16 protein-coding genes are annotated in these 20,379 nt (G+C 68.8%); 8 read left to right on the forward strand and 8 right to left on the reverse strand.

What is annotated here, in order from left to right:
* Positions 1-22: 22 nt before the first annotated feature.
* A complete protein-coding gene (gene dnaB / locus IF17_RS0106355; RefSeq protein WP_030563034.1) occupies positions 23-1,501 on the reverse strand; it encodes a replicative DNA helicase in 1,479 nt (492 codons plus the stop codon).
* 459 nt (positions 1,502-1,960) lie between these two features.
* Between dnaB and IF17_RS0106360 the strand changes: the two genes are divergently transcribed.
* On the forward strand, positions 1,961-3,298 hold the full coding sequence (locus IF17_RS0106360) for an MATE family efflux transporter (RefSeq protein WP_030563036.1): 1,338 nt from the start codon (positions 1,961-1,963) through the stop codon (positions 3,296-3,298).
* 173 nt (positions 3,299-3,471) lie between these two features.
* On the opposite strand, the gene rplI is transcribed toward IF17_RS0106360, so the two are convergent.
* The 4 genes from rplI to rpsF form a co-directional block, all read right to left on the reverse strand.
* Positions 3,472-3,918, reverse strand: coding sequence for a 50S ribosomal protein L9 (rplI, locus tag IF17_RS0106365; protein ID WP_018513854.1), 447 nt, complete (start codon positions 3,916-3,918; stop codon positions 3,472-3,474).
* Positions 3,919-3,936: 18 nt separating this feature from the next.
* Complete coding sequence (rpsR, locus tag IF17_RS0106370) at positions 3,937-4,173, reverse strand: 30S ribosomal protein S18 (protein WP_003967857.1); 237 nt, start codon at positions 4,171-4,173, stop codon at positions 3,937-3,939.
* 43 nt (positions 4,174-4,216) lie between these two features.
* Positions 4,217-4,846: a single-stranded DNA-binding protein gene (locus tag IF17_RS0106375; RefSeq protein ID WP_030563038.1), complete on the reverse strand. Its 630-nt coding sequence runs from the start codon at positions 4,844-4,846 to the stop codon at positions 4,217-4,219.
* A 74-nt stretch (positions 4,847-4,920) separates the two neighbouring features.
* Complete coding sequence (gene rpsF / locus IF17_RS0106380) at positions 4,921-5,211, reverse strand: 30S ribosomal protein S6 (RefSeq protein WP_015609864.1); 291 nt, start codon at positions 5,209-5,211, stop codon at positions 4,921-4,923.
* A 350-nt stretch (positions 5,212-5,561) separates the two neighbouring features.
* Here rpsF and IF17_RS0106385 point away from each other — a divergent pair, with 350 nt between their 5' ends.
* From IF17_RS0106385 to IF17_RS0106395, 3 genes are all read left to right on the forward strand, one after another.
* The gene (locus IF17_RS0106385; protein ID WP_030563039.1) at positions 5,562-5,903 is read left to right on the forward strand and encodes a hypothetical protein; all 342 of its coding nucleotides are present in this window, start codon (positions 5,562-5,564) and stop codon (positions 5,901-5,903) included.
* A gap of 162 nt (positions 5,904-6,065) precedes the next feature.
* Positions 6,066-7,184: a lipid II:glycine glycyltransferase FemX gene (locus tag IF17_RS0106390; protein WP_018513857.1), complete on the forward strand. Its 1,119-nt coding sequence runs from the start codon at positions 6,066-6,068 to the stop codon at positions 7,182-7,184.
* Positions 7,185-7,262: 78 nt separating this feature from the next.
* Positions 7,263-8,294, forward strand: coding sequence for an alanine racemase (locus IF17_RS0106395; protein WP_030563041.1), 1,032 nt, complete (start codon positions 7,263-7,265; stop codon positions 8,292-8,294).
* Positions 8,295-8,309: 15 nt separating this feature from the next.
* Here IF17_RS0106395 and IF17_RS0106400 read toward each other — a convergent pair whose 3' ends face one another.
* Positions 8,310-9,812: a glycosyltransferase family 87 protein gene (locus IF17_RS0106400; protein ID WP_051883898.1), complete on the reverse strand. Its 1,503-nt coding sequence runs from the start codon at positions 9,810-9,812 to the stop codon at positions 8,310-8,312.
* A 171-nt stretch (positions 9,813-9,983) separates the two neighbouring features.
* The gene (locus tag IF17_RS0106405; protein ID WP_244890427.1) at positions 9,984-12,704 is read right to left on the reverse strand and encodes a transglycosylase domain-containing protein; all 2,721 of its coding nucleotides are present in this window, start codon (positions 12,702-12,704) and stop codon (positions 9,984-9,986) included.
* Between the two features lie 399 nt (positions 12,705-13,103).
* Between IF17_RS0106405 and IF17_RS0106410 the strand changes: the two genes are divergently transcribed.
* The 3 genes from IF17_RS0106410 (at position 13,104) to IF17_RS0106420 (ending at position 16,323) form a co-directional block, all read left to right on the forward strand.
* On the forward strand, positions 13,104-13,787 hold the full coding sequence (locus IF17_RS0106410) for a PadR family transcriptional regulator (RefSeq protein ID WP_018513862.1): 684 nt from the start codon (positions 13,104-13,106) through the stop codon (positions 13,785-13,787).
* 59 nt (positions 13,788-13,846) lie between these two features.
* The gene (locus tag IF17_RS0106415) at positions 13,847-14,929 is read left to right on the forward strand and encodes an inositol-3-phosphate synthase (protein WP_030563048.1); all 1,083 of its coding nucleotides are present in this window, start codon (positions 13,847-13,849) and stop codon (positions 14,927-14,929) included.
* A gap of 125 nt (positions 14,930-15,054) precedes the next feature.
* Positions 15,055-16,323 carry an MFS transporter gene (locus tag IF17_RS0106420; RefSeq protein ID WP_030563050.1) on the forward strand — a complete coding sequence of 423 codons (1,269 nt, stop codon included), beginning with the start codon at positions 15,055-15,057 and terminating at the stop codon, positions 16,321-16,323.
* 114 nt (positions 16,324-16,437) lie between these two features.
* Here IF17_RS0106420 and IF17_RS0106425 read toward each other — a convergent pair whose 3' ends face one another.
* Positions 16,438-17,880 carry a CCA tRNA nucleotidyltransferase gene (locus IF17_RS0106425; RefSeq protein ID WP_030563052.1) on the reverse strand — a complete coding sequence of 481 codons (1,443 nt, stop codon included), beginning with the start codon at positions 17,878-17,880 and terminating at the stop codon, positions 16,438-16,440.
* Positions 17,881-18,062: 182 nt separating this feature from the next.
* Here IF17_RS0106425 and IF17_RS0106430 point away from each other — a divergent pair, with 182 nt between their 5' ends.
* Entirely contained in the window at positions 18,063-20,357 is a 2,295-nt protein-coding gene (locus tag IF17_RS0106430) for a DUF6049 family protein (RefSeq protein WP_030563054.1), read from the forward strand.
* Positions 20,358-20,379: the final 22 nt, after the last annotated feature.

A 20,379-nucleotide genomic window follows, 5' to 3' on the forward strand; every position in this document is an offset into this window, starting at 1 on the left:
CTGGGAACCCACACGGTCGCCCTCAGGTCTGCGCCATGTCCACGAAGCGCGAGTAGTGGCCCTGGAAGGCCACGGTGATGGTGGCCGTCGGGCCGTTACGGTGCTTGCCGACGATGATGTCGGCCTCGCCCGCGCGCGGTGACTCCTTCTCGTACGCGTCCTCGCGGTGGAGCAGGATGACCATGTCGGCGTCCTGCTCGATGGAGCCGGACTCACGCAGGTCGGAGACCATCGGCTTCTTGTCCGTGCGCTGCTCGGGGCCACGGTTCAGCTGCGAGAGCGCGATCACCGGGACCTCCAGCTCCTTGGCCAGCAGCTTGAGGTTTCGGGACATGTCCGAGACCTCCTGCTGACGGCTCTCGGACCGTTTCGACCCGCCGGCCTGCATCAGCTGGAGATAGTCGATGATCACGAGCTTGATGTCGTTGCGCTGCTTGAGCCGACGGCACTTCGCGCGGATCTCCATCATCGACAGGTTGGGGGAGTCGTCGATGTAGAGCGGGGCGGCCGAGACCTCGGGCATGCGGCGCGCGAGCCGCGTCCAGTCCTCGTCCGTCATCGTGCCGGACCGCATGTGGTGCAGGGCCACCCGCGCCTCGGCCGACAGCAGACGCATCGCGATCTCGTTGCGCCCCATCTCGAGGGAGAAGATGACGCTGGGCAGGTTGTTCTTGATCGACGCGGCGCGGGCGAAGTCCAGCGCCAGCGTGGACTTACCCATGGCGGGGCGGGCCGCGATGACGATCATCTGGCCGGGGTGCATACCGTTCGTCAGGGCGTCGAGGTCGGTGAAGCCCGTCGGGACGCCGGTCATCTCGCCGCTGCGCGACCCGATGGCCTCGATCTCGTCGAGCGCGCCCTCCATGATGTCGCCGAGGGGGAGGTAGTCCTCGCTGGTGCGCTGCTCGGTGACGGCGTAGATCTCGGCCTGTGCGGAGTTGACGATCTCGTCGACGTCCCCGTCGGCCGCGTATCCCATCTGCGTGATCTTCGTGCCGGCCTCGACGAGCCGCCGCAGGACCGCCCGCTCGTGGACGATCTCCGCGTAGTACGAGGCGTTGGCGGCGGTCGGGACGGACTGCACCAGGGTGTGGAGGTACGGCGCTCCGCCGACCTTGGTGATCTCCCCGCGCTTGACCAGCTCGGCGGCCACCGTGATCGGGTCGGCCGGCTCGCCCTTGGCGTACAGGTCGAGGATCGCCGTGTAGACGGTCTCGTGCGCCGGGCGGTAGAAGTCGTGGCCCTTGATGATCTCCACGACGTCGGCGATGGCGTCCTTGGACAGCAGCATGCCGCCGAGCACCGACTGCTCCGCGTCCAGGTCCTGGGGAGGCACCCGCTCGAACCCGGGGGAGCCGCCGTCCCAGCCGTCGTCCGAGCCCCGATCGTGCCGGTCCTCGCGGTTCCCCTTGCGCTCCCCTCGGCGCGGGCGGGAGACAGGAAGACGGTCGCCGGGACCAGCCTCGGTCCAGGGGTCGTCCAAAGGCTCGGGGATGCTCACCCGGCCCACCTCCTCCCGTCCGCTTCGCGGACCTAGCCGTGCCACTCTTTCTTACGGCACGGCGCTGACAAACAAGTCGCCCGACTCCGCTTCCGGCGCGTCTGGTTCTGCTGATTCCGGTGCCGGAACGGAGTGCGGGCGCCGGACCACGGTAGGCCTGTCCGCACCGTCAGCCAATCTGGTTATCCACAGGGCATGTGGATGACGGACCAGATGCTGTGGAGAAGTCCGCAGAACCTGTGCACGGAACGGGGGACAGCACTGTGGACAAACTCATAGCAGGACCAGCATCGCCTACTTGACCTGCATGTTCTCCATCCACTGACTGTGGGGGAGAAAAACTTTCGCCCCGATTTCAAGATCACGGGAAACGGCTCCCGGATGAACGCGCCAGCCGTGCCCGAGTAAGGGACACTTGACCATTGCATCTCTTACCTGTGGAAGATTAGATTGACCCTCATGACTCCGGCCCCCACCACTCCCCGAACAGGCCGTCGACGGCACGACCGCGAGATCATCGCCCTCGCCGTACCGGCGTTCGGCGCGCTGGTCGCCGAGCCCCTGTTCGTGATGGTCGACAGCGCCGTCGTCGGCCACCTCGGCACCCCGCAGCTGGCCGGTCTCGGAATCGCCGCGGCCCTGCTGATGACCGCCGTGAGCATCTTCGTCTTCCTCGCCTACGCCACCACGGCCGCCGTCGCCCGCCGTGTCGGGGCGGGCGATCTGCCCGCCGCGATCCGCCAGGGCATGGACGGCATCTGGCTCGCCCTGCTGCTCGGTGCCGTCGTCGTGGCGCTCGCCATCCCCTCGGCCCCCTGGCTCGTCGACGTCTTCGGCGCCTCCGACACCGCCGCCCCGTACGCCATCACGTATCTGCGGATCTCCAGCTTCGGCATCCCGGCGATGCTCGTCGTCCTCGCCGCCACCGGCGTGCTGCGCGGACTCCAGGACACCCGCACCCCGCTGTACGTCGCCATCGGCGGTTTCACGGCGAACGGCATCCTCAACGTGACCCTCGTCTACGGAGTCGGGCTCGGCATCGCCGGATCCGCCTGGGGCACGGTGATCGCCCAGGTGGGCATGGCGGTCGCCTACCTCATCGTGGTCGTACGCGGAGCCCGTAGACACGGCGCCTCCCTCCGCCCCGACGCCGCCGGCATCCGGGCCAGCGCCCGCGCGGGCGTGCCCCTGCTGGTCCGGACCCTGTCGCTCCGGGCCGTCCTCATGATCGCCACCGCCGTGGCCGCCCGGCTCGGCGACACCGACATCGCCGCGCACCAGATCATCCTCTCCCTCTGGAGTCTGACCGCGTTCGCCCTCGACGCCATCGCCATCGCCGGGCAGGCCATCATCGGCCGGTACCTGGGGGCGAACGACGAGAAGGGCGCCCGCGAGGCCTGCCGTCGCATGGTCGAGTGGGGCATCGGCTGCGGCATCGCACTCGGGGTGCTGATCATGCTCGCCCGGCCTCTCTTCATCCCGCTCTTCACCAGCGATCCCGCGGTGAAGGACACCCTGCTCCCCGCCCTCCTGGTCGTGGCGGTCTCGCAGCCGATCGCTGGAGTGGTCTTCGTCCTGGACGGGGTCCTGATGGGAGCGGGAGACGGACGCTACCTCGCGTGGGCCATGCTGGTGACGCTGGCCGTCTTCGCCCCCGTCGCGCTCCTGGTGCCTGCCCTCGACGGCGGCCTCACCGCCCTCTGGTGGGCGATGACGCTGATGATGGCCGTCCGGCTGATCACCCTCTGGGTGCGTACCCGCTCCGGCCGCTGGATCGTCACCGGAGCGACCCGCTGATACGCGGGCTCCACGGACCGTTTCACGTGAAACGGAAGCGGAAACGGTCCGCGCTGTTTCACGTGAAACACGTGGGCCTGTTTCACGTGAAACAGGCCCGCACCCCCACACACAACAAAGGGCCGCACCCCCAACGGGGTGCGGCCCTTCACCTGCTCTGCTGAGCTCTGCCCTTAGGCAGCAACGACCTCGACGGCCAGCTTCGCAGCGACCTCGGGGTGCAGACGGACGGACACCTGGTGCCCGCCCAGCGTCTTGATCGGCGAACCGAGCTCGACGCGACGCTTGTCGACGTCCGGACCACCGGCGGCCTTGATCGCCGAAGCGACGTCAGCCGGGGTGACCGAGCCGAAGAGACGGCCGGCGTCGCCGGAGCGAACAGCCAGACGGACCTTCACGCCCTCGAGCTTGGCCTTGATCTCGTTGGCCTGCTCGATCGTCGCGATCTCGTGGATCTTGCGGGCGCGGCGGATCTGCGCCACGTCCTTCTCGCCGCCCTTGGTCCAGCGAATGGCGAAGCCACGCGGGACCAGGTAGTTGCGGGCGTACCCGTCCTTGACGTCGACGACGTCGCCGGCGGTGCCGAGGCCGGAGACCTCGTGGGTGAGGATGATCTTCATGCTGTTGTCACCCTTCCCTTATCGCGCGGTGGACGTGTAGGGCAGCAGCGCCATCTCACGGCTGTTCTTGACAGCCGTGGCGACGTCACGCTGGTGCTGCGTGCAGTTGCCGGTGACGCGGCGGGCACGGATCTTGCCGCGGTCGGAAATGAACTTCCGCAGCATGTTCGTGTCCTTGTAGTCCACGTACTGGGTCTTGTCCTTGCAGAACGCGCAGACCTTCTTCTTAGGCTTGCGCACAGGCGGCTTCGCCATGGTGTTTCTCCTGTGTGATCAAGAAGTGGGGGTACGAGCCGCCCTAGAAGGGGGGCTCGTCCGAGTAGCCGCCGCCGGAGCCACCGGAGCCGCCGGAACCACCGGGGCTTCCGCCCCAGCCGCCCCCGCCGCCCTGCTGGCCGCCGCCCTGCGGGCCGCCTGCCGGCGCGCCGGTCGCCCACGGGTCGTCGGCGGGTGCACCGCCGCCGCCCTGCTGGCCACCGCCACCGGAGCCGCCGCCCCAGTTGCCGCCACCCTGCTGGCCGCCACCGCCGCCGTATCCGCCCTGGCCGCCCTGACCGCCGCGACCGGTGGTCTTGGTGACCTTGGCCGTGGCGTTCTTGAGGCTGGGGCCGACTTCCTCGACGTCCAGCTCGTAGACCGTGCGCTTGACGCCCTCACGGTCCTCGTAGGACCGCTGCTTCAGCCGGCCCTGCACGACGACGCGCATGCCTCGCTGGAGCGACTCCGCGACGTTCTCCGCCGCCTGACGCCAGACCGAGCAGGTGAGGAACAGGCCTTCGCCGTCCTTCCACTCATTGGTCTGCCGGTCGAAGATGCGGGGAGTGGACGCGACACGGAACTTCGCGACCGCCGCACCGGACGGGGTGAAGCGCAGCTCGGGGTCGTCGACGAGATTGCCGACGACCGTGATGACGGTCTCGCCTGCCATGGGTGAACCTCTCGGCGGGGATTGCTTCTGGCTGCTTGCTGCTACTCGGACCCGAAAACCGCTGAGCTAGATGCTCAGTGGATCTCGGGACGGAGGACCTTGGTCCGGAGGACCGACTCGTTCAGGTTCATCTGGCGGTCGAGCTCCTTGACGACCGCAGGCTCGGCCTGCAGGTCGATGACCGAGTAGATGCCCTCGGGCTTCTTCTTGATCTCGTAAGCGAGCCGACGACGGCCCCAGGTGTCGACCTTCTCCACCTTTCCGTTGCCCTCACGGACGACGGAGAGGAAGTTCTCGATCAGCGGGGAGACTGCTCGCTCCTCGAGATCGGGGTCGAGGATGACCATCACCTCGTAGTGACGCATGTGGAACCCACCTCCTTTGGACTCAGCGGCCACGGTCGTTCCGTGGCAGGAGGGTCGTGATGCGTATCGCAACGGCGTCTGTCGAAAGAACCCCCGGCACTGACGATCCGCTCCCGGGAAGATTCCTGGAGGAGGGGCTCGCCGCGCTGGCCTGGGCAGACACCGGTGCAGACCGTACAGACTACCTGTAGACCGGCTTCCGGTTGAAATCCGGAGGTCAGCGGGCACATCCGGTCCGGATCCGCCCTCCGGATCCCGGAGGGCGGATCCGGAGCCCCAGGGGCACAATCGAGACAGATGCGGTGTGAGAGGCGCTACATTCCACCGCCCGTCCGGCCAGGAGGTCATCCATGGCACAGACCATTCGTCCCGCCGGCTCCCGGTCCACGACCGGCCGCCCCGCCACCGGCTCGCTCTTCGCGACGGACGGCAGGCCGCACCCCGTCCAGGACGTCCTGATGGCGGTGACCGGAGTGCTCGGCGTCCTCGCCTTCGTGACGGCGATGTTCCACCACCTGCACCTGATCAGCTCGTGGGCGGGGCTGGTCGGCATTCTCACCGGCCTCTACGGCCAGTACATCTCGAAGACCACCTGGGAAAGGTTCGGCCTGATCATGGGGATCGGCGCCTCCGCGGTCGGTTTCTACCTCGGCATGGCGCACGGCGGCCTCTTCGGCGGCGTCATCACCTGACCGGCGCAGGACCCGGTGCGGCCGTCCAGGCGGCCGCACCGGTCCACCGCGGGCGTTCCGGCCGTACGCGGCCAGGCCGGGTGCCCCTCGGTCACAGTAGGCTTCGGCGCGAGAGCCGGAGCCCCTGACCGATGGGGACACACCTGCCGAGGAGCGCCCCGCATGAGCCTGACCCTGAGGACCATCAGCCGAGAGCAGCATCTGGCGTACATCCAGAGCCTGCCCTCGGCCAGTCACTGCCAGGTCCCGGCGTGGGCTGATGTGAAGACCGAGTGGCGCTCGGAGAGCCTGGGCTGGTTCGACAAGAACGGCGAGATCGTCGGCGCCGGGCTCGTCCTGTACCGCCAGCTGCCGAAGATCAAGCGCTACCTGGCGTACCTGCCCGAGGGCCCGGTCATCAACTGGTACGCGCCCAACCTGAGCGACTGGCTCCAGCCGATGCTCGCCCACCTCAAGCAGCAGGGCGCGTTCTCCGTGAAGATGGGCCCGCCGGTGGTCATCCGGCGCTGGGACTCCGCGGCCATCAAGTCCGGCATCCAGGACCCGGACGTGAAGCGCCTGCGCGACGTCGAGGCCACCCACATCGAGCCGCGCGCCTTCGAGGTCGCGGACCGGCTGCGGAAGATGGGCTGGCAGCAGGGCGAGGACGGCGGCGCCGGATTCGGTGACGTACAGCCTCGTTACGTCTTCCAGGTGCCGCTGGCCAACCGCTCCCTGGAAGATGTCCTCAAGGGCTTCAACCAGCTGTGGCGCCGCAACATCAAGAAGGCCGACAAGGCCGGCGTCGAGGTCGTCCAGGGCGGCTACGAGGACCTGGCCGAGTGGCAGCGGCTCTACGAGATCACGGCCGTGCGCGACCACTTCCGCCCGCGCCCCCTCTCGTACTTCCAGCGCATGTGGACGGTCCTCAACTCCGAGGACCCCAATCGGATGCGGCTCTACTTCGCCCGGCACAACGGCGTGAACCTCTCCGCCGCCACGATGCTCGTCGTCGGCGGGCACGTCTGGTATTCCTACGGCGCCTCCGACAACATCGGGCGCGAGGTCCGGCCGTCGAACGCCATGCAGTGGCGGATGCTCCGCGACAGCTACGCGATGGGCGCCACCGTCTACGACCTGCGCGGGATCAGCGACTCGCTGGACGAGAACGACCACCTCTTCGGCCTGATCCAGTTCAAGGTCGGCACCGGCGGCGAGGCCGTGGAGTACGTCGGTGAGTGGGACTTCCCGCTGAACAAGGTGCTCCACAAGGCGCTCGACATCTACATGTCGCGCCGCTGACGCGCTTCAATACCCACCTCGGCACACCCCGTTCGCTCCCTGATTCACCGCAGCCACCAGAAAGGTTCCGGGCCGGCCATGGCGCTCTCCCTCTACGTCGACACCGCGCGCTGGCGGGCGCACCAGAAGTCCGTGATCGACCAGTTCCCCGGCCTCGTACCGGTCTGCAAGGGCAACGGGTACGGCTTCGGCCACGAGCGGCTCGCCGACGAGACGATCCGCTTCGGCTCCGACACCCTCGCCGTCGGCACGACGTACGAGGCCGCCACGATCAAGGACTGGTTCAGCGGTGACCTGCTCGTCCTGACCCCGTTCCGGCGCGGTGAGGAGCCCGTACCGCTGCCGGACCGCGTCATCCGGTCCGTCTCCTCCGTCGACGGGGTGCACGCCCTGGTGGGCGCCCGGGTCGTCATCGAGTGCATGAGCTCGATGAAGCGCCACGGGGTCAAGGAGGAGGAGCTCGGGCTGCTGCACGCGGCGATCGAGGACGTACGCCTCGAAGGCTTCGCACTGCACCTGCCGCTGGACCGCACCGACGGCTCGGACGCCGTCGAGGAGGTCATAGGGTGGATGGACCGCCTGCGCGCCGCCCGGCTGCCGCTGCACACCATGTTCGTCAGCCACCTGCGCGCCGAGGAACTGGCCCGGCTCCAGCAGCAGTTCCCGCAGACCCGCTTCCGCGCCCGCATCGGGACCCGGCTCTGGCTGGGCGACCACGAGGCCACGGAGTACCGGGGGGCCGTCCTGGACGTCACGCCCGTCGTCAAGGGCGACCGGTTCGGCTACCGCCAGCAGAAGGCTGCGTCCGACGGCTGGCTGGTCGTCGTCGCGGGCGGTACGTCGCACGGGGTCGGCCTGGAGGCGCCCAAGGCGCTGCACGGGGTGATGCCGCGGGCCAAGGGGGTCGCGCGCGCCGGTCTGGCCACGGTCAACCGGAACCTGTCGCCGTTCGTCTGGGCGGGCAAGCAGCGGTGGTTCGCCGAGCCGCCGCACATGCAGGTGTCGATCCTGTTCGTGCCGTCGGACGCGCAGGAGCCCCGGGTCGGCGACGAGCTGGTCGCCCACCTGCGCCACACGACCACGCAGCCCGACCGGCTCGTCGACCGCTGAGCGAGCGGCCCCGGGTCAGTGCTCCCGGGCCGCGCCCCACTCCACCTGAGGCCCGGTGGCCGCCGGGGCCGTGTGCCCGGACGTCCGGGCGTCGGGGGCCAGCACGAACGCGTCCGGCGCCCCGTCGAGCACGCCGCCCGACGGGTCGTCCGACCCGTCCCGGCGCACCGGGTCCTTCTCCGGCAGCAGGATGTCCCGGACGACCAGGGCGCACAGGTACAGGGTGCCCAGCAGGTGCAGGGCGATCGCGAGCTGGTACCCCTCCTGCGGCAAGCCCTGGTGCTTGTCGCCGCCGCTCGTGTACGCGAGGTAGAACCAGATCCCCAGGAAGTACATGACCTCGCAGGCCTGCCAGATGAGGAAGTCGCGCCAGCGCGGCCGGGCCAGGACGGCGAGCGGGATCAGCCAGAGCACGTACTGCGGCGAGTAGACCTTGTTCGTCAGGATGAACGCGGCCACCACCAGGAACGCCAGCTGGGCGAAGCGCGGCCGGCGGGCGGCGGTGAGTGCCAGGCCGGCGATGCCCGCGCAGAACACGACCATCAGGACCACGGATGCGGTGTTCACCGTCTCCACGTCGATGGGCTTGCCGGTGCGCTGGGTGATGATCAGCCAGAACGAGCCGAAGTCGATGGGCCGCTCCTGGCTGAAGGTGTAGAACTTCCGCCACCCCTCGGGGGCGTAGAGCATCACCGGCAGGTTCACCGCCAGCCAGGCCGCCCCCGCGCCGAGCAGGGCGGTGCCGTACTCGCGCCACCGGCCGGCCCGCCAGCAGAGCACCAGGAGCGGGCCGAGCAGCAGGACGGGGTAGAGCTTGGCCGCCGTCGCGAGGCCGATGAGGACGCCGAACGCGAGCACCCGGCCCCGCGACCACATGAGCATCGCGGCGGCCGTCAGGGCGACGGCCAGCAGGTCCCAGTTGATCGTGGCGGTGAGGGCGAAAGCGGGGGCCAGCGCGACCAGCAGGCCGTCCCAGGGGCGCCGCCGGTGGGTGCGTACGGTGCACACGGCGATGATCACCGCGCAGATCATCAGCATGCCCGCGTTGACCATCCAGTACATCTGCTCGCGCTGCTGGATGGGGTCGCTGTCCGGTGTGAGGGTCAGCCAGGCGGCCACCTGCATGAAGACCCCGGTCAGTACGGGGTACTCCAGGTGCTGCATGTCGCCGCTCAGCCGGTCGAAGTAGGGCACCAGCCCGTCGGCGAAGCCGCGTCCCAGGAAGAGGTGCGGGATGTCGGAGTAGCAGGCGTGCGTGTACTGGGAGGTGGCTCCGCGGAACCAGGCCCACTCGTAGCAGGGGATCTTCTGGACCATGCCGAGCGCGAACATCCCGATCATGGTCAGGGCGACGACCCGGACGGGCGTCAGCGGACCGTCGCCGAGCCGTGCCCAGCGCCCCACCCGCCCGCCGAACAGCTCACTGCCGGCCGCCGCGACCTCGTCCTGATCGGTGGGCCGCACGACGGGCCGCTCCTGCTGCTGCACGCTCGTGTCCTCTGCACTGGGGCTTGGCATGCCGCACATCCTGCCGTACGGGGCTGTGGCCGGGGCATGGACCGGCCCAGGACACGGGCAGGGGCCCCTGGTGGCCCGGAACGCGACGAGGGCCGCCGCACCGTCTCTCCGGTGCGGCGGCCCTCGTCCTACGGGCGTCCAGGGCTGTTCACGGGCCCTGCTGCGGTGCGGCTATCCGCCGTTGGCGCCGCTCCATAGGCCGCCATTGGTCCCGGCGTTCCCGCCGTTGGCACCCTCGGTGGTCCCTTCGGTGGTGCCGGTGTTGGCGCCACCGTCCGCCCCCGCGTTCGCACCACCGTCGGCTCCGGCGTTGGCACCACCGTCGGTGGTGCCGGTGTTGGCACCGCCGTCCGCCCCCGCGTTCGCACCACCGTCGGCTCCCGCGTTCGCTCCACCGCCGTTGGGGTTCTGGCACTCCCGGTCCCAGAAATCGCAGGTCTTGCTCGGCGTGGGAGACGGAGTCGTGGGCGTCGGGGAAGGCGTCGGCGGCTCCGGCTCCTCGGTGGTGGGCGTCGGCGAGGGTGTCGGGCTCGGCGTCGGGGTCGGGGTCGGGCTGGCCGCGCCACCGCCCCAGATCTCCTCGCCGATGGGCTGCGGCTTCGGGAACGAGAGGACCTTCTCCCCCTTCATCGCCGCGGTCATGTAGTCGTGCCAGATGGACGCCGGGAACGAGTTTCCGTGGATCTTCTTCTCGCCGCCGGTGCCGAACATCTCCTCGAACTTGCGCTTGGTGTTGGTCTCGTCGTCGTCCAGGCGGAACATGCTGATCGCCGTCGAGAGCTGCGGGGTGTAACCGACGAACCAGGCGGACTTGTTGCCGTCCGTCGTACCCGTCTTCCCCGCCGCCTCACGTCCCTCGAGCCGTGCGGGCTGGCCCGTGCCGTTCTCCACCACGTTCTTCAGCACGTCCGTGACGTTGTCCGCGACGACTGTGCTGAAGGCGCGCTTGGACTGCTTCTTGTGCTGGAAGACGGTCCTGCCGTTCTGCTTCACCTCGGTGACGGAGTACGTGGGGTTCTGCTGGCCGCTCGTGGCGAAGGTGGCGTAGGCACCGGCCATACGGATGGCACTGGGCGAGGACGTACCGATGGAGAACGACGGAACGGTGGAGTCCGCCATCATGCCGTCGTCCTTCAGGCCGGCGAGGACGGCGGCTTCCTTGACCTTGTCCGTCCCGACGTCCATACCGAGCTGGACGAAGGGGGAGTTGGCCGACTGCTCCATGGCGTGCCGCAGGTCGATCTCGCCGTGGTCGTAGTCACCGTCGTTGGTCTGGAGCCACTCGTTGTCGTCCTTGTCCTTCCAGACCTCGCCGTTGTACTCCTTGATCTGGAGCTTGTTGTCGCCGTTGTAGATGCTCTCCGGCGAGACGAGGGTGCGCTGGGAGTCGTCCTGGTCCGGCCCGAGCTTCGGGTCGCGTACGCCGTACCGCATCGCCGCGGCCAGCACGAAGGGCTTCCACGTCGAGCCGACCTGGGCGCCGGTGGCGTCGGCGTTGTTGGTGAAGTGCTTCGTGGCGTCCTGCCCGCCGTACGTGGCGAGAATGGCGCCCGTCTTGGTGTCCACCGAGGCTCCGCCGAACTCCACGTGGGTGTCCGTCTTCGGACGCTCCTCGGGACGGATCTTGGCCTTGTAGACCTTGTCCACCGCTTTGGCGAGGTCGTCCACCTTCGTCTTGTCGAAGGTGGTGTGAATCTCGAAGCCGCCGAGCTCCATGTCCTTGGCCGTGATCTTCTCGGTGTTGTTGGCGAGGAAGTACTTACGCGCCAGCTCCACCAGGTAGCCGGTCTGTCCACCCAGCTTGGCGTTCTTCTTCAGCGGCTTGGGCTCGGGGAACTTCTTGTACTTCGCCCGCTCCTCCGCCGACATCTTGCCGTCCTTGACCTGCTCGTCAAGGATCCACTTCCAGCGCTCCTCGGCGCGTTCGCGGTTCTTCGCCGGGGTCGCGCCCTTGGGGTCGATGTCGGTGGCGCCGGCCGGGTCGTAGTAGCTCGCCCCCTTGAGGAGCGTCGCCAGGAAGGCGCACTCGCTCGGGTTCAGGTCCGTGGCGTCCTTGTCGTAGTACGTACGGGCCGCGGCCTGCAGACCGGAGGCGCCTCGTCCGTAGTAGGAGACGTTGAGGTAGCCGGCCATGACCGTCTCCTTCTTCTCCTCCCCGGCGACCTTGAGGGTGATGAAGAGCTCTTTGAACTTCCGCGAGAGCGTCTGGTCCTGGTTGAGCCGCGAGTTCTTCACGTACTGCTGGGTGATGGTCGAACCACCCTGGGTCTGACCGCCCGTGGCCATGTTGAACACCGCACGGCCGATGCCCTTGGGGTCGATGCCCTGGTCCGTCCAGAAGCTCTTGTTCTCAGCCGCGACCACGGCATTGCGCATCGCCACGGGGATCTGCTCGTAGCTGATCTCCTGACGGTTGGCCACACCGCCGGTCGCCACCATCTGGTCGCCGTTGGCCCAGTAGTAGACGTTGTTCTGCGCCTTGGCGGCATCCTGGATCCTCGGCTTGTCGACCAGGGCGTACGAGACGCCTGCCACGCCCATCAGCATGCCGAGGAAGCCCACGCAGAGGCCCGAGACGAGCTTCCACGAGGGCAGCCAGCGACGGAATCCGTACCGGCCGTGCCGCGGGTAGTCGATCAGGCGCTTCTTGCCGGGAGGTCCGGCGTCGCCGCCACCGCCGGCCCGCCGGCGGCCCCCGCCGCGCTGAGCCGCACGGCGGGCCTCGGCACGGCTGCCGTACGGGCGCTCCTCGCCCTGCGGCTCGGCATGTGCCACGGATGTAGCTCTGCGTGACGGCGCTGCTCGGCGTCCGGCTGGCTGCTGGGCGGCTCGTCTGGCCGCGGCCCGCCCGCCACCTTGCGGCTGAGACGATTTGCGACGGTGCTCGCTCATGGAACGACTACTCCTCGGGCAGGCGAGAGCGCCTGGAAGCGGCAGTTGAGATCCGGTCCCCCCGAATTACGGACCAGCCCTGCGGAAGGCTCATCCGCAGTACATCCGGCAGTCCGCGATAACTGACGCACAACGGCGCCTCACGGTTCCCGGTGGTCTGCATGCCGCACAGACTACGCACGGTCAAAACCCTCCTAGGGCCGAACTTCACCCCAAACAACGCAAGTCGCTCCCTACGAATTGGCGATGTGACGCCGCTCACGAAGGTCACCCTTGTCGAACCCGTCGGACCGATCTATCGTGCTGATGTATCGAGTCGATACATCAGCACGGCATAAGTACATCGGTGGATCCGGCAGACGGTTCCCGCGGAACCAGCGGCAGAAGGAGGAGACGCACGTGAGCCGACGCTCCGGCATCCTCGAGTTCGCCGTCCTCGGGCTGCTCCGCGAGTCTCCGATGCACGGCTACGAGCTGCGCAAACGCCTCAACACCTCGCTCGGCATCTTCCGTGCGTTCAGCTACGGGACTCTCTACCCGTGCCTCAAGACGCTGGTGGCCAGCGGGTGGTTGATCGAGGAGCCCTCCGGCGACGAGGCCGACGCCACGCCCGCCTCGTCCCTCACCGGGCGCCGGGCGAAGATCGTCTACCGGCTGACGGCGGAAGGTAAGGAGCACTTCGAGGAGCTGCTCTCGCACACCGGTCCGGACGCCTGGGAGGACGAGCACTTCGCGGCACGCTTCGCCTTCTTCGGCCAGACCGAACGCGACGTGCGGATGCGCGTCCTCGAAGGCAGGCGCAGCAGGCTGGAGGAGCGTCTGGAGAAGATGCGCGCCTCCCTCGCCCGCACACGTGAACGACTCGACGACTACACACTTGAGCTGCAGCGACACGGCATGGAGTCCGTGGAGCGCGAAGTGCGCTGGCTGAACGAGCTCATCGAGAGCGAGCGGTCGGGACGGGATCAGAGACGATCCTCGCCCGAGGGCTCTGCTCAGCAGGACACATCAGGAGAGACGGGCGGCCTGCCCCGGCACCGGGGTGACACCCCGCCGGATCCGTCCGACGACACCGCCAAGTGAAGTCACCGCATTCCGCGGGGACTTCATCGGAAACACCGATTACACAGGGAGCAACCGGAATGGGTTCGGTTCGCGTAGCCATCGTAGGCGTGGGCAACTGCGCCGCCTCGCTGGTGCAGGGCGTCGAGTACTACAAGGACGCAGATCCGGCCGGCAAGGTGCCCGGCCTGATGCACGTCCAGTTCGGCGATTACCACGTCAGCGACGTCGAGTTCGTCGCCGCCTTCGACGTCGACGCGAAGAAGGTCGGCCTCGACCTCGCGGACGCCATCGGCGCCAGCGAGAACAACACCATCAAGATCGCGGATGTGCCGAACACGGGCGTCACCGTCCAGCGCGGCCACACCCACGACGGTCTGGGCAAGTACTACCGCGAGACGATCGAGGAGTCCGCGGACGCCCCGGTCGACGTCGTCCAGGTCCTCAAGGACAAGCAGGTCGACGTCCTCGTCTGCTACCTCCCCGTCGGTTCCGAGGTCGCCGCGAAGTTCTACGCGCAGTGCGCCATCGACGCCAAGGTCGCGTTCGTCAACGCTCTCCCGGTCTTCATCGCCGGCACCAAGGAGTGGGCGGACAAGTTCACCGAGGCCGGTGTCCCGATCGTCGGCGACGACATCAAGTCCCAGGTGGGCGCCACCATCACGCACCGCGTGATGGCGAAGCTCTTCGAGGACCGGGGCGTCGTCCTGGACCGCACGATGCAGCTGAACGTCGGCGGCAACATGGACTTCAAGAACATGCTCGAGCGTGAGCGCCTGGAGTCCAAGAAGATCTCGAAGACGCAGGCCGTCACCTCGCAGATCCGTGACCGCGAGCTCGGTGCGGACAACGTCCACATCGGCCCCTCCGACTACGTGGCCTGGCTGGACGACCGCAAGTGGGCGTACGTGCGCCTCGAGGGCCGCGCCTTCGGTGACGTTCCGCTGAACCTGGAGTACAAGCTCGAGGTGTGGGACTCCCCGAACTCGGCCGGTGTCATCATCGACGCCGTCCGTGCGGCGAAGATCGCCAAGGACCGCGGCATCGGTGGCCCGATCCTCTCGGCTTCGAGCTACTTCATGAAGTCCCCGCCGGTGCAGTACTTCGACGACGAGGCCCGCGAGAACGTCGAGAAGTTCATCAACGGCGACACCGAGAGCTGAACCGGCTCTCACGCCTGACCGCATCACCGGAGCACTGAGCGGCGACGCTCACCTCATCCTGCCGCACGTCGGGGGTCCCCGGGCAATCCGCCCGCGGACCCCCGACGTGTGTGACGCTTACTCCCATGTCTGTCGCGCGTGATCTGCGCACTCTCCTGCGCCTGCGGAACTTCCGCCGCCTGCTCACCGTGCGGCTCCTGTCCCAGTCCGCCGACGGCGTCTACCAGGTCGCCCTCGCCGCGTACGTCGTCTTCTCGCCGGAGAAGCAGACCTCGGCGGCCGCCATCGCCTCGGCCATGGCCGTACTCCTCCTCCCGTACTCGCTGATCGGCCCGTTCGCGGGTGTCCTCCTGGATCGCTGGCCCCGCCGCCAGGTATTCCTGTACGGGAACCTCCTGCGGGCCGCCCTGGCCTCCTGCACGGCCCTGCTGATCCTCGCCTCGGTACCGGACTGGCTCTTCTACGCCTCGGCCCTCTGCGTCACCGCCGTCAACCGCTTCGTGCTGGCGGGGCTCTCCGCCGCGCTGCCGCGGGTGGTCGACGACGAGCGACTGGTGGTCGCCAACTCGCTCTCCCCTACGGCCGGCACCCTCGCCGCCACTGCGGGCGGTGGCCTCGCCTTCGTCGTACGGCTGGTGGCCGACGAGTCGGACGCGGCGGTCGTCCTGCTGGGGGCCATGCTCTATCTGCTCTCCGCGCTGGCGTCGCTGAGCCTGCCGCGCACGCTGCTGGGGCCCGACCCCGACGGAACGCCCCTCCGGCTGCGGGCCGCACTGACCGTCACGGCACACGGGCTCGCCGCCGGACTCCGCCACCTGGCAGAGCGCACGCACGCGGCCCGGGCGCTGGCCGCGATGACCGTGCTCCGCTTCTGCTACGGCGCGCTCACCGTTATGGTGCTCATGCTCTGCCGCTACGCCTGGTCGGACGACGGGTCCGACGGACTGGCCCTGCTCGGCCTGGCGGTCGGGGCCTCCGGTGCGGGATTCTTCGTCGCCGCCGTGGTGACGCCCTGGGCCGTGGCGCGGCTCGGACGGTACGGATGGATCACGGCCTGCGCCGGATCCGCAGCCGTCCTGGTTCCGGCCCTGGGGCTCTCCTTCGCCCCCGTGCCGATGCTGATCGCCGCCTTCGTGCTCGGCGTCGTGACCCAGGGATCGAAGATCGCGACGGATACGGTCGTCCAGACGTCGGTGGACGACTCCTTCCGCGGCCGGGTCTTCTCCCTCTACGACGTGCTCTTCAACGTCGCGTTCGTGGGCGCTGCGGGAGTGGCGGCGCTGCTGCTCCCGCCGGATGGAAGATCCATCGTCGTGGTGGCCGGAGTGGCCGTGCTGTACGCGGCCGTCGCGGTGGCCATGTTCCGCCGGCGCTGGACGAGCAGCGGCGGGTAACCGGTCCCGGATGTGCTGAGGGGATGTGCTGAGGGGCGTTGTTTCACGTGAAACAACGCCCCTCAGCACATCCGGTGTGGGTGATGTTTCACGTGAAACATCACCCACACCGGCTCAGCTCTGCTCCGCCCACCATTCCTTGAGCGCCGCCACCGCCGCGTCATGCCCCATCGGGCCGTGCTCCAGCCGCAGCTCCAGCAGGAACGCGTACGCCTTGCCGATCACCGGACCGGGGCCCACCCCCAGCGTCCGCATGATCTCGTTGCCGTCCAGATCCGGGCGGATGGAGTCGAGCTCCTCCTGCTCCTGGAGCAGGGCGATCCGCTCCTCCAGCCCGTCGTAGGTCCGGGAGAGGGCGTTCGCCTTGCGCTTGTTCCGGGTCGTGCAGTCCGACCGGGTCAGCTTGTGGAGGCGTTCCAGGAGCGGTCCGGCGTCGCGCACATACCGGCGGACGGCGGAGTCGGTCCACTCCCCGTCGCCGTACCCGTGGAAGCGCAGGTGGAGCTCGACCAGCTTCGACACGTCCTTGACGAGGTCGTTGGAGTACTTCAGCTCAGTCATGCGCTTCTTGGTCATCTTGGCGCCGACCACCTCGTGGTGGTGGAAGGAGACCCGGCCGTCCTTCTCGAACCGCCGCGTCCTCGGCTTGCCGATGTCGTGGAGCAGGGCCGCCAGCCGCAGAACGAGGTCGGGGCCGTCCTCCTCCAGGTCGATGGCCTGTTCCAGGACGGTCAGCGAGTGCTCGTAGACGTCCTTGTGACGGTGATGCTCGTCACTCTCCAGCCGCAGCGCGGGGAGCTCGGGCAGCACATGGCCGGCCAGCCCGGTGTCGACGAGGAGGCCCAGGCCCTTGCGGGGGTGGGCGGAGAGAAGGAGCTTGTTGAGCTCCTCGCGGACCCGCTCGGCGGAGACGATCTCGATCCGGCCGGCCATCTCCGTCATCGCGGTGACGACCTCGGGGGCGACCTCGAAGTCCAGCTGCGCGGCGAACCGGGCGGCACGCAGCATGCGCAGCGGGTCGTCCGAGAATGACGCCTCAGGCGTCCCCGGGGTGCGCAGCACACGCTCGGCCAGGTCCTTCAGGCCTCCGTGCGGGTCGACGAACTCCTTCTCCGGCAGCGCGACGGCCATCGCGTTGACCGTGAAGTCCCGGCGCACGAGGTCGTCCTCGATGGAGTCGCCGTAGGAGACCTCCGGCTTGCGCGAGGTCCTGTCGTACGCCTCCGACCGGTAGGTCGTGACCTCGATCTGGTAGCCGTCCTTCTGGGCGCCGACGGTGCCGAAGGCGATCCCGACCTCCCACACCGCGTCGGCCCAGGGACGGACGATGGCCAGCACGTCCTCGGGGCGGGCGTCGGTGGTGAAGTCCAGGTCGTTCCCGAGCCTGCCGAGCAGCGCGTCGCGGACCGAGCCGCCGACCAGCGCAAGGCCGAATCCGGCCCCCTGGAAGCGGCGGGCGAGGTCGTCGGCGACCGGGGACACTCGCAGCAGCTCACTCACCGCGCGATGCTGCACCTGGTTCAGTGCACTGGCGTTCTCTTCGTTGGCGTTCGGCACAACAGAAAAGGGTACGTGCACCGACCGGTCGCGGCGTCATCGTTTATCCGGACCCTGCGGGCCTCCCGCGATCATGTGAGCCGGACCCCAGCACTTCGGCCCTCCGCACCTCGTTACCATGCGGGGACGCAGGACCGACAACGATCGACAGACTCCGATGACGACGAGGGACGGGTAAGCGCGTGGCCCAGGCGGCAGACATCCAGGGGATGCGTCCCTCTCCTGCCCGCCGATGGCTGCGGCGCACGGTCCCCGTGGTCCTCGGGGCACCTCTGCTGGCCGGACTGCTGGCCGTCCCGGCGACCGGGAGCGCGGTGGCCGCCGAACCGGCGAAGGCCCCCACGGGATCCCGCACCGTCGATGTGTCCCTGGACACGCTCTCCCCCGCCGCCCCCGTCGAGGGGGACACCCTCACCGTCTCCGGGACGCTCACGAACAAGGGCAAGGAGACGATCGACGACGCCGAGGTCGACCTGCGGGTGGGCCCCCGGCTCTCCGGCCGGGGAGAGGTCGACGACGCCGCCAAGCGCAAGGGCTACACCCCGGGCGCCGACCCGGCCCCGATCGACGACAAGTACACGGTGAAGATCCCCAAGCTCGCCAAGGGGATCAGCCAGAACTTCACGCTCACCGTTCCCGTCGACAAGCTGGACCTCGACGCCTCGGGCGTCTATCAGTTGGGGGTCTCGGTCTCCGGCCGCACCGCGGCCACCCCCTACGAGCAGGTGCTGGGCATCGAGCGCTCGTACCTCCCCTGGCAGCCCGAGAAGAGCGACAAGAGGACGAAGCTCACCTTCCTCTGGCCGCTGATCGCTTCCCCGCACGTCACCGCCGAGACGCGCTCGGACGAACAGCAGACGCCGGTGTTCGCCGACGACAAGCTGGCCGAGGAGCTGGCGCCGGGCGGACGTCTGCAGCAGATGGTCGCCCTCGGCAGCCGGCTCCCCGTCACCTGGGTCATCGACCCGGACCTGCTGGCGAGCGTCGCCGCGATGGCCGGGGGGTACGAGGTCAAGTCCGGTGACACGACCGTGCCGGGCAAGAACCGGGCCGTAGCAGGACAGTGGATCACCGCCCTGCAGAAGGTCGTCGAGGACGGCAAGGTGATCGCCCTGCCGTTCGCCGACCCGGATCTGGCCTCCATCGCGCACCGGGGCAAGAAGGTCTCCGGAACGCTGAGCCATCTGCAGAACGCCTCCACGGTGGGCGCCACCACGGTGGAGACCATCCTCCACGTGAAGCCGTCCACCGACTTCGCCTGGCCCGTGAACGGCGCGGTCGACCCGGGCATCGTGGACGTGGCGACCTCCGCGGGCGCCCATCATGTGATCGCCCGCAGCGACAGCTTCCCGGAGACCGGCGGCCTGCCGTACACCCCGACGGCGGCACGGCCGATCGGCGGGGGCACCACCGCCGTCGTCGCCGACTCCCGGCTCTCGGCCGTGTTCGACCGCAGCATGCTCCGGGCGGGCGCCTCGACCCTCGCGGTCCAGAACTTCCTCGCGCAGACCCTCGCGCTGAACGAGCAGGCGCCGGACAAGGAACGCAGCATCGTCGTGGCACCCCAGCGGATGCCCACGGCCGCCCAGGCGCAGTCGATGGCACGCGCCCTGGAGGCACTCTCGGGCGACCGCTGGACGCAGCCGCAGGACCTGGTCGCCGCCGCCGAGGCGAAGCCGGATCCGCTGGCGACCACGAAGGTGCCGCGGGCCTCCGCGTACCCGAAGAAGCTCCGCAGCCAGGAGCTGCCCACCCAGGCGTTCCAGGACATCCGGACCACCCAGGGCTCCATCGACAGCTTCGAGACCATCCTCACGCTCCCCGAGCGCGTGGTGACCCCCTTCGGCAACGCGGTCAACCGCTCGATGTCGACGTCCTGGCGGGGCCGCTCCCAGGAGGCGCAGACCTACCGGGACGACGTGCTCAAGCACCTCAAGAACCTCACCGGCGAGGTCCAGCTGATCGCCAAGTCGGACGTCACCCTCTCCGGCCGCAGCGCGACGATCCCGGTGACCGTGCAGAACAAGCTGGTGCAGGGCGTCGACCGGCTCGTCCTGAGGCTGAAGTCGGACAACATCCGGCTGAAGTTCAACGACGGCGGGACGATGGCCGAACTGCCGGTCCGGATCGGGGGCGGGCACAGCCAGTCGGTGAAGTTCGACACGGCGACCAGCGCCAACGGACGCGCCCAGGTGACCGCCCGGCTCTTCACCGAGGACGGCACGCCGTACGGCGAGGAGATGACCTTCACCGTGAAGGTCTCCGAGGTCACCCCCACCGTGCTGCTCGTCATCGCCGGCGGACTGCTCCTCCTGGTGCTGGCCGGGGTCAGGATGTACAGCCACCGGAAGCGCACCGTGGCAAGCGACACGGCGAACGGCGACGGCGGCGAACCCGAGCAGCCGAGTGACCCGACCCCGGACACCGGACCGGAAAGCGGGGCCCCGTCGGGAACGGGTGAGAAAGTGGACCGTTGAGCGATGTCCGTCATGGCCGGCC

This window comes from Streptomyces cyaneofuscatus (genome assembly GCF_000718135.1).
Lineage (GTDB): Bacteria > Actinomycetota > Actinomycetes > Streptomycetales > Streptomycetaceae > Streptomyces > Streptomyces cyaneofuscatus.

Coding starts and splice junctions, on each gene's coding strand:
- rpsF (WP_015609864.1), bottom strand. CDS start 5,211: ATGCGTCACTACGAGGTGATGGTCATCCTCGACCCCGATCTCGAGGAG.
- IF17_RS0106385 (WP_030563039.1), top strand. CDS start 5,562: ATGGCACAGACCATTCGTCCCGCCGGCTCCCGGTCCACGACCGGCCGC.
- IF17_RS0106400 (WP_051883898.1), bottom strand. CDS start 9,812: ATGCCAAGCCCCAGTGCAGAGGACACGAGCGTGCAGCAGCAGGAGCGG.
- IF17_RS0106375 (WP_030563038.1), bottom strand. CDS start 4,846: ATGGCAGGCGAGACCGTCATCACGGTCGTCGGCAATCTCGTCGACGAC.
- IF17_RS0106415 (WP_030563048.1), top strand. CDS start 13,847: ATGGGTTCGGTTCGCGTAGCCATCGTAGGCGTGGGCAACTGCGCCGCC.
- rplI (WP_018513854.1), bottom strand. CDS start 3,918: ATGAAGATCATCCTCACCCACGAGGTCTCCGGCCTCGGCACCGCCGGC.
- IF17_RS0106395 (WP_030563041.1), top strand. CDS start 7,263: ATGGCGCTCTCCCTCTACGTCGACACCGCGCGCTGGCGGGCGCACCAG.
- IF17_RS0106420 (WP_030563050.1), top strand. CDS start 15,055: ATGTCTGTCGCGCGTGATCTGCGCACTCTCCTGCGCCTGCGGAACTTC.
- IF17_RS0106360 (WP_030563036.1), top strand. CDS start 1,961: ATGACTCCGGCCCCCACCACTCCCCGAACAGGCCGTCGACGGCACGAC.
- IF17_RS0106390 (WP_018513857.1), top strand. CDS start 6,066: ATGAGCCTGACCCTGAGGACCATCAGCCGAGAGCAGCATCTGGCGTAC.
- IF17_RS0106405 (WP_244890427.1), bottom strand. CDS start 12,704: ATGAGCGAGCACCGTCGCAAATCGTCTCAGCCGCAAGGTGGCGGGCGG.
- rpsR (WP_003967857.1), bottom strand. CDS start 4,173: ATGGCGAAGCCGCCTGTGCGCAAGCCTAAGAAGAAGGTCTGCGCGTTC.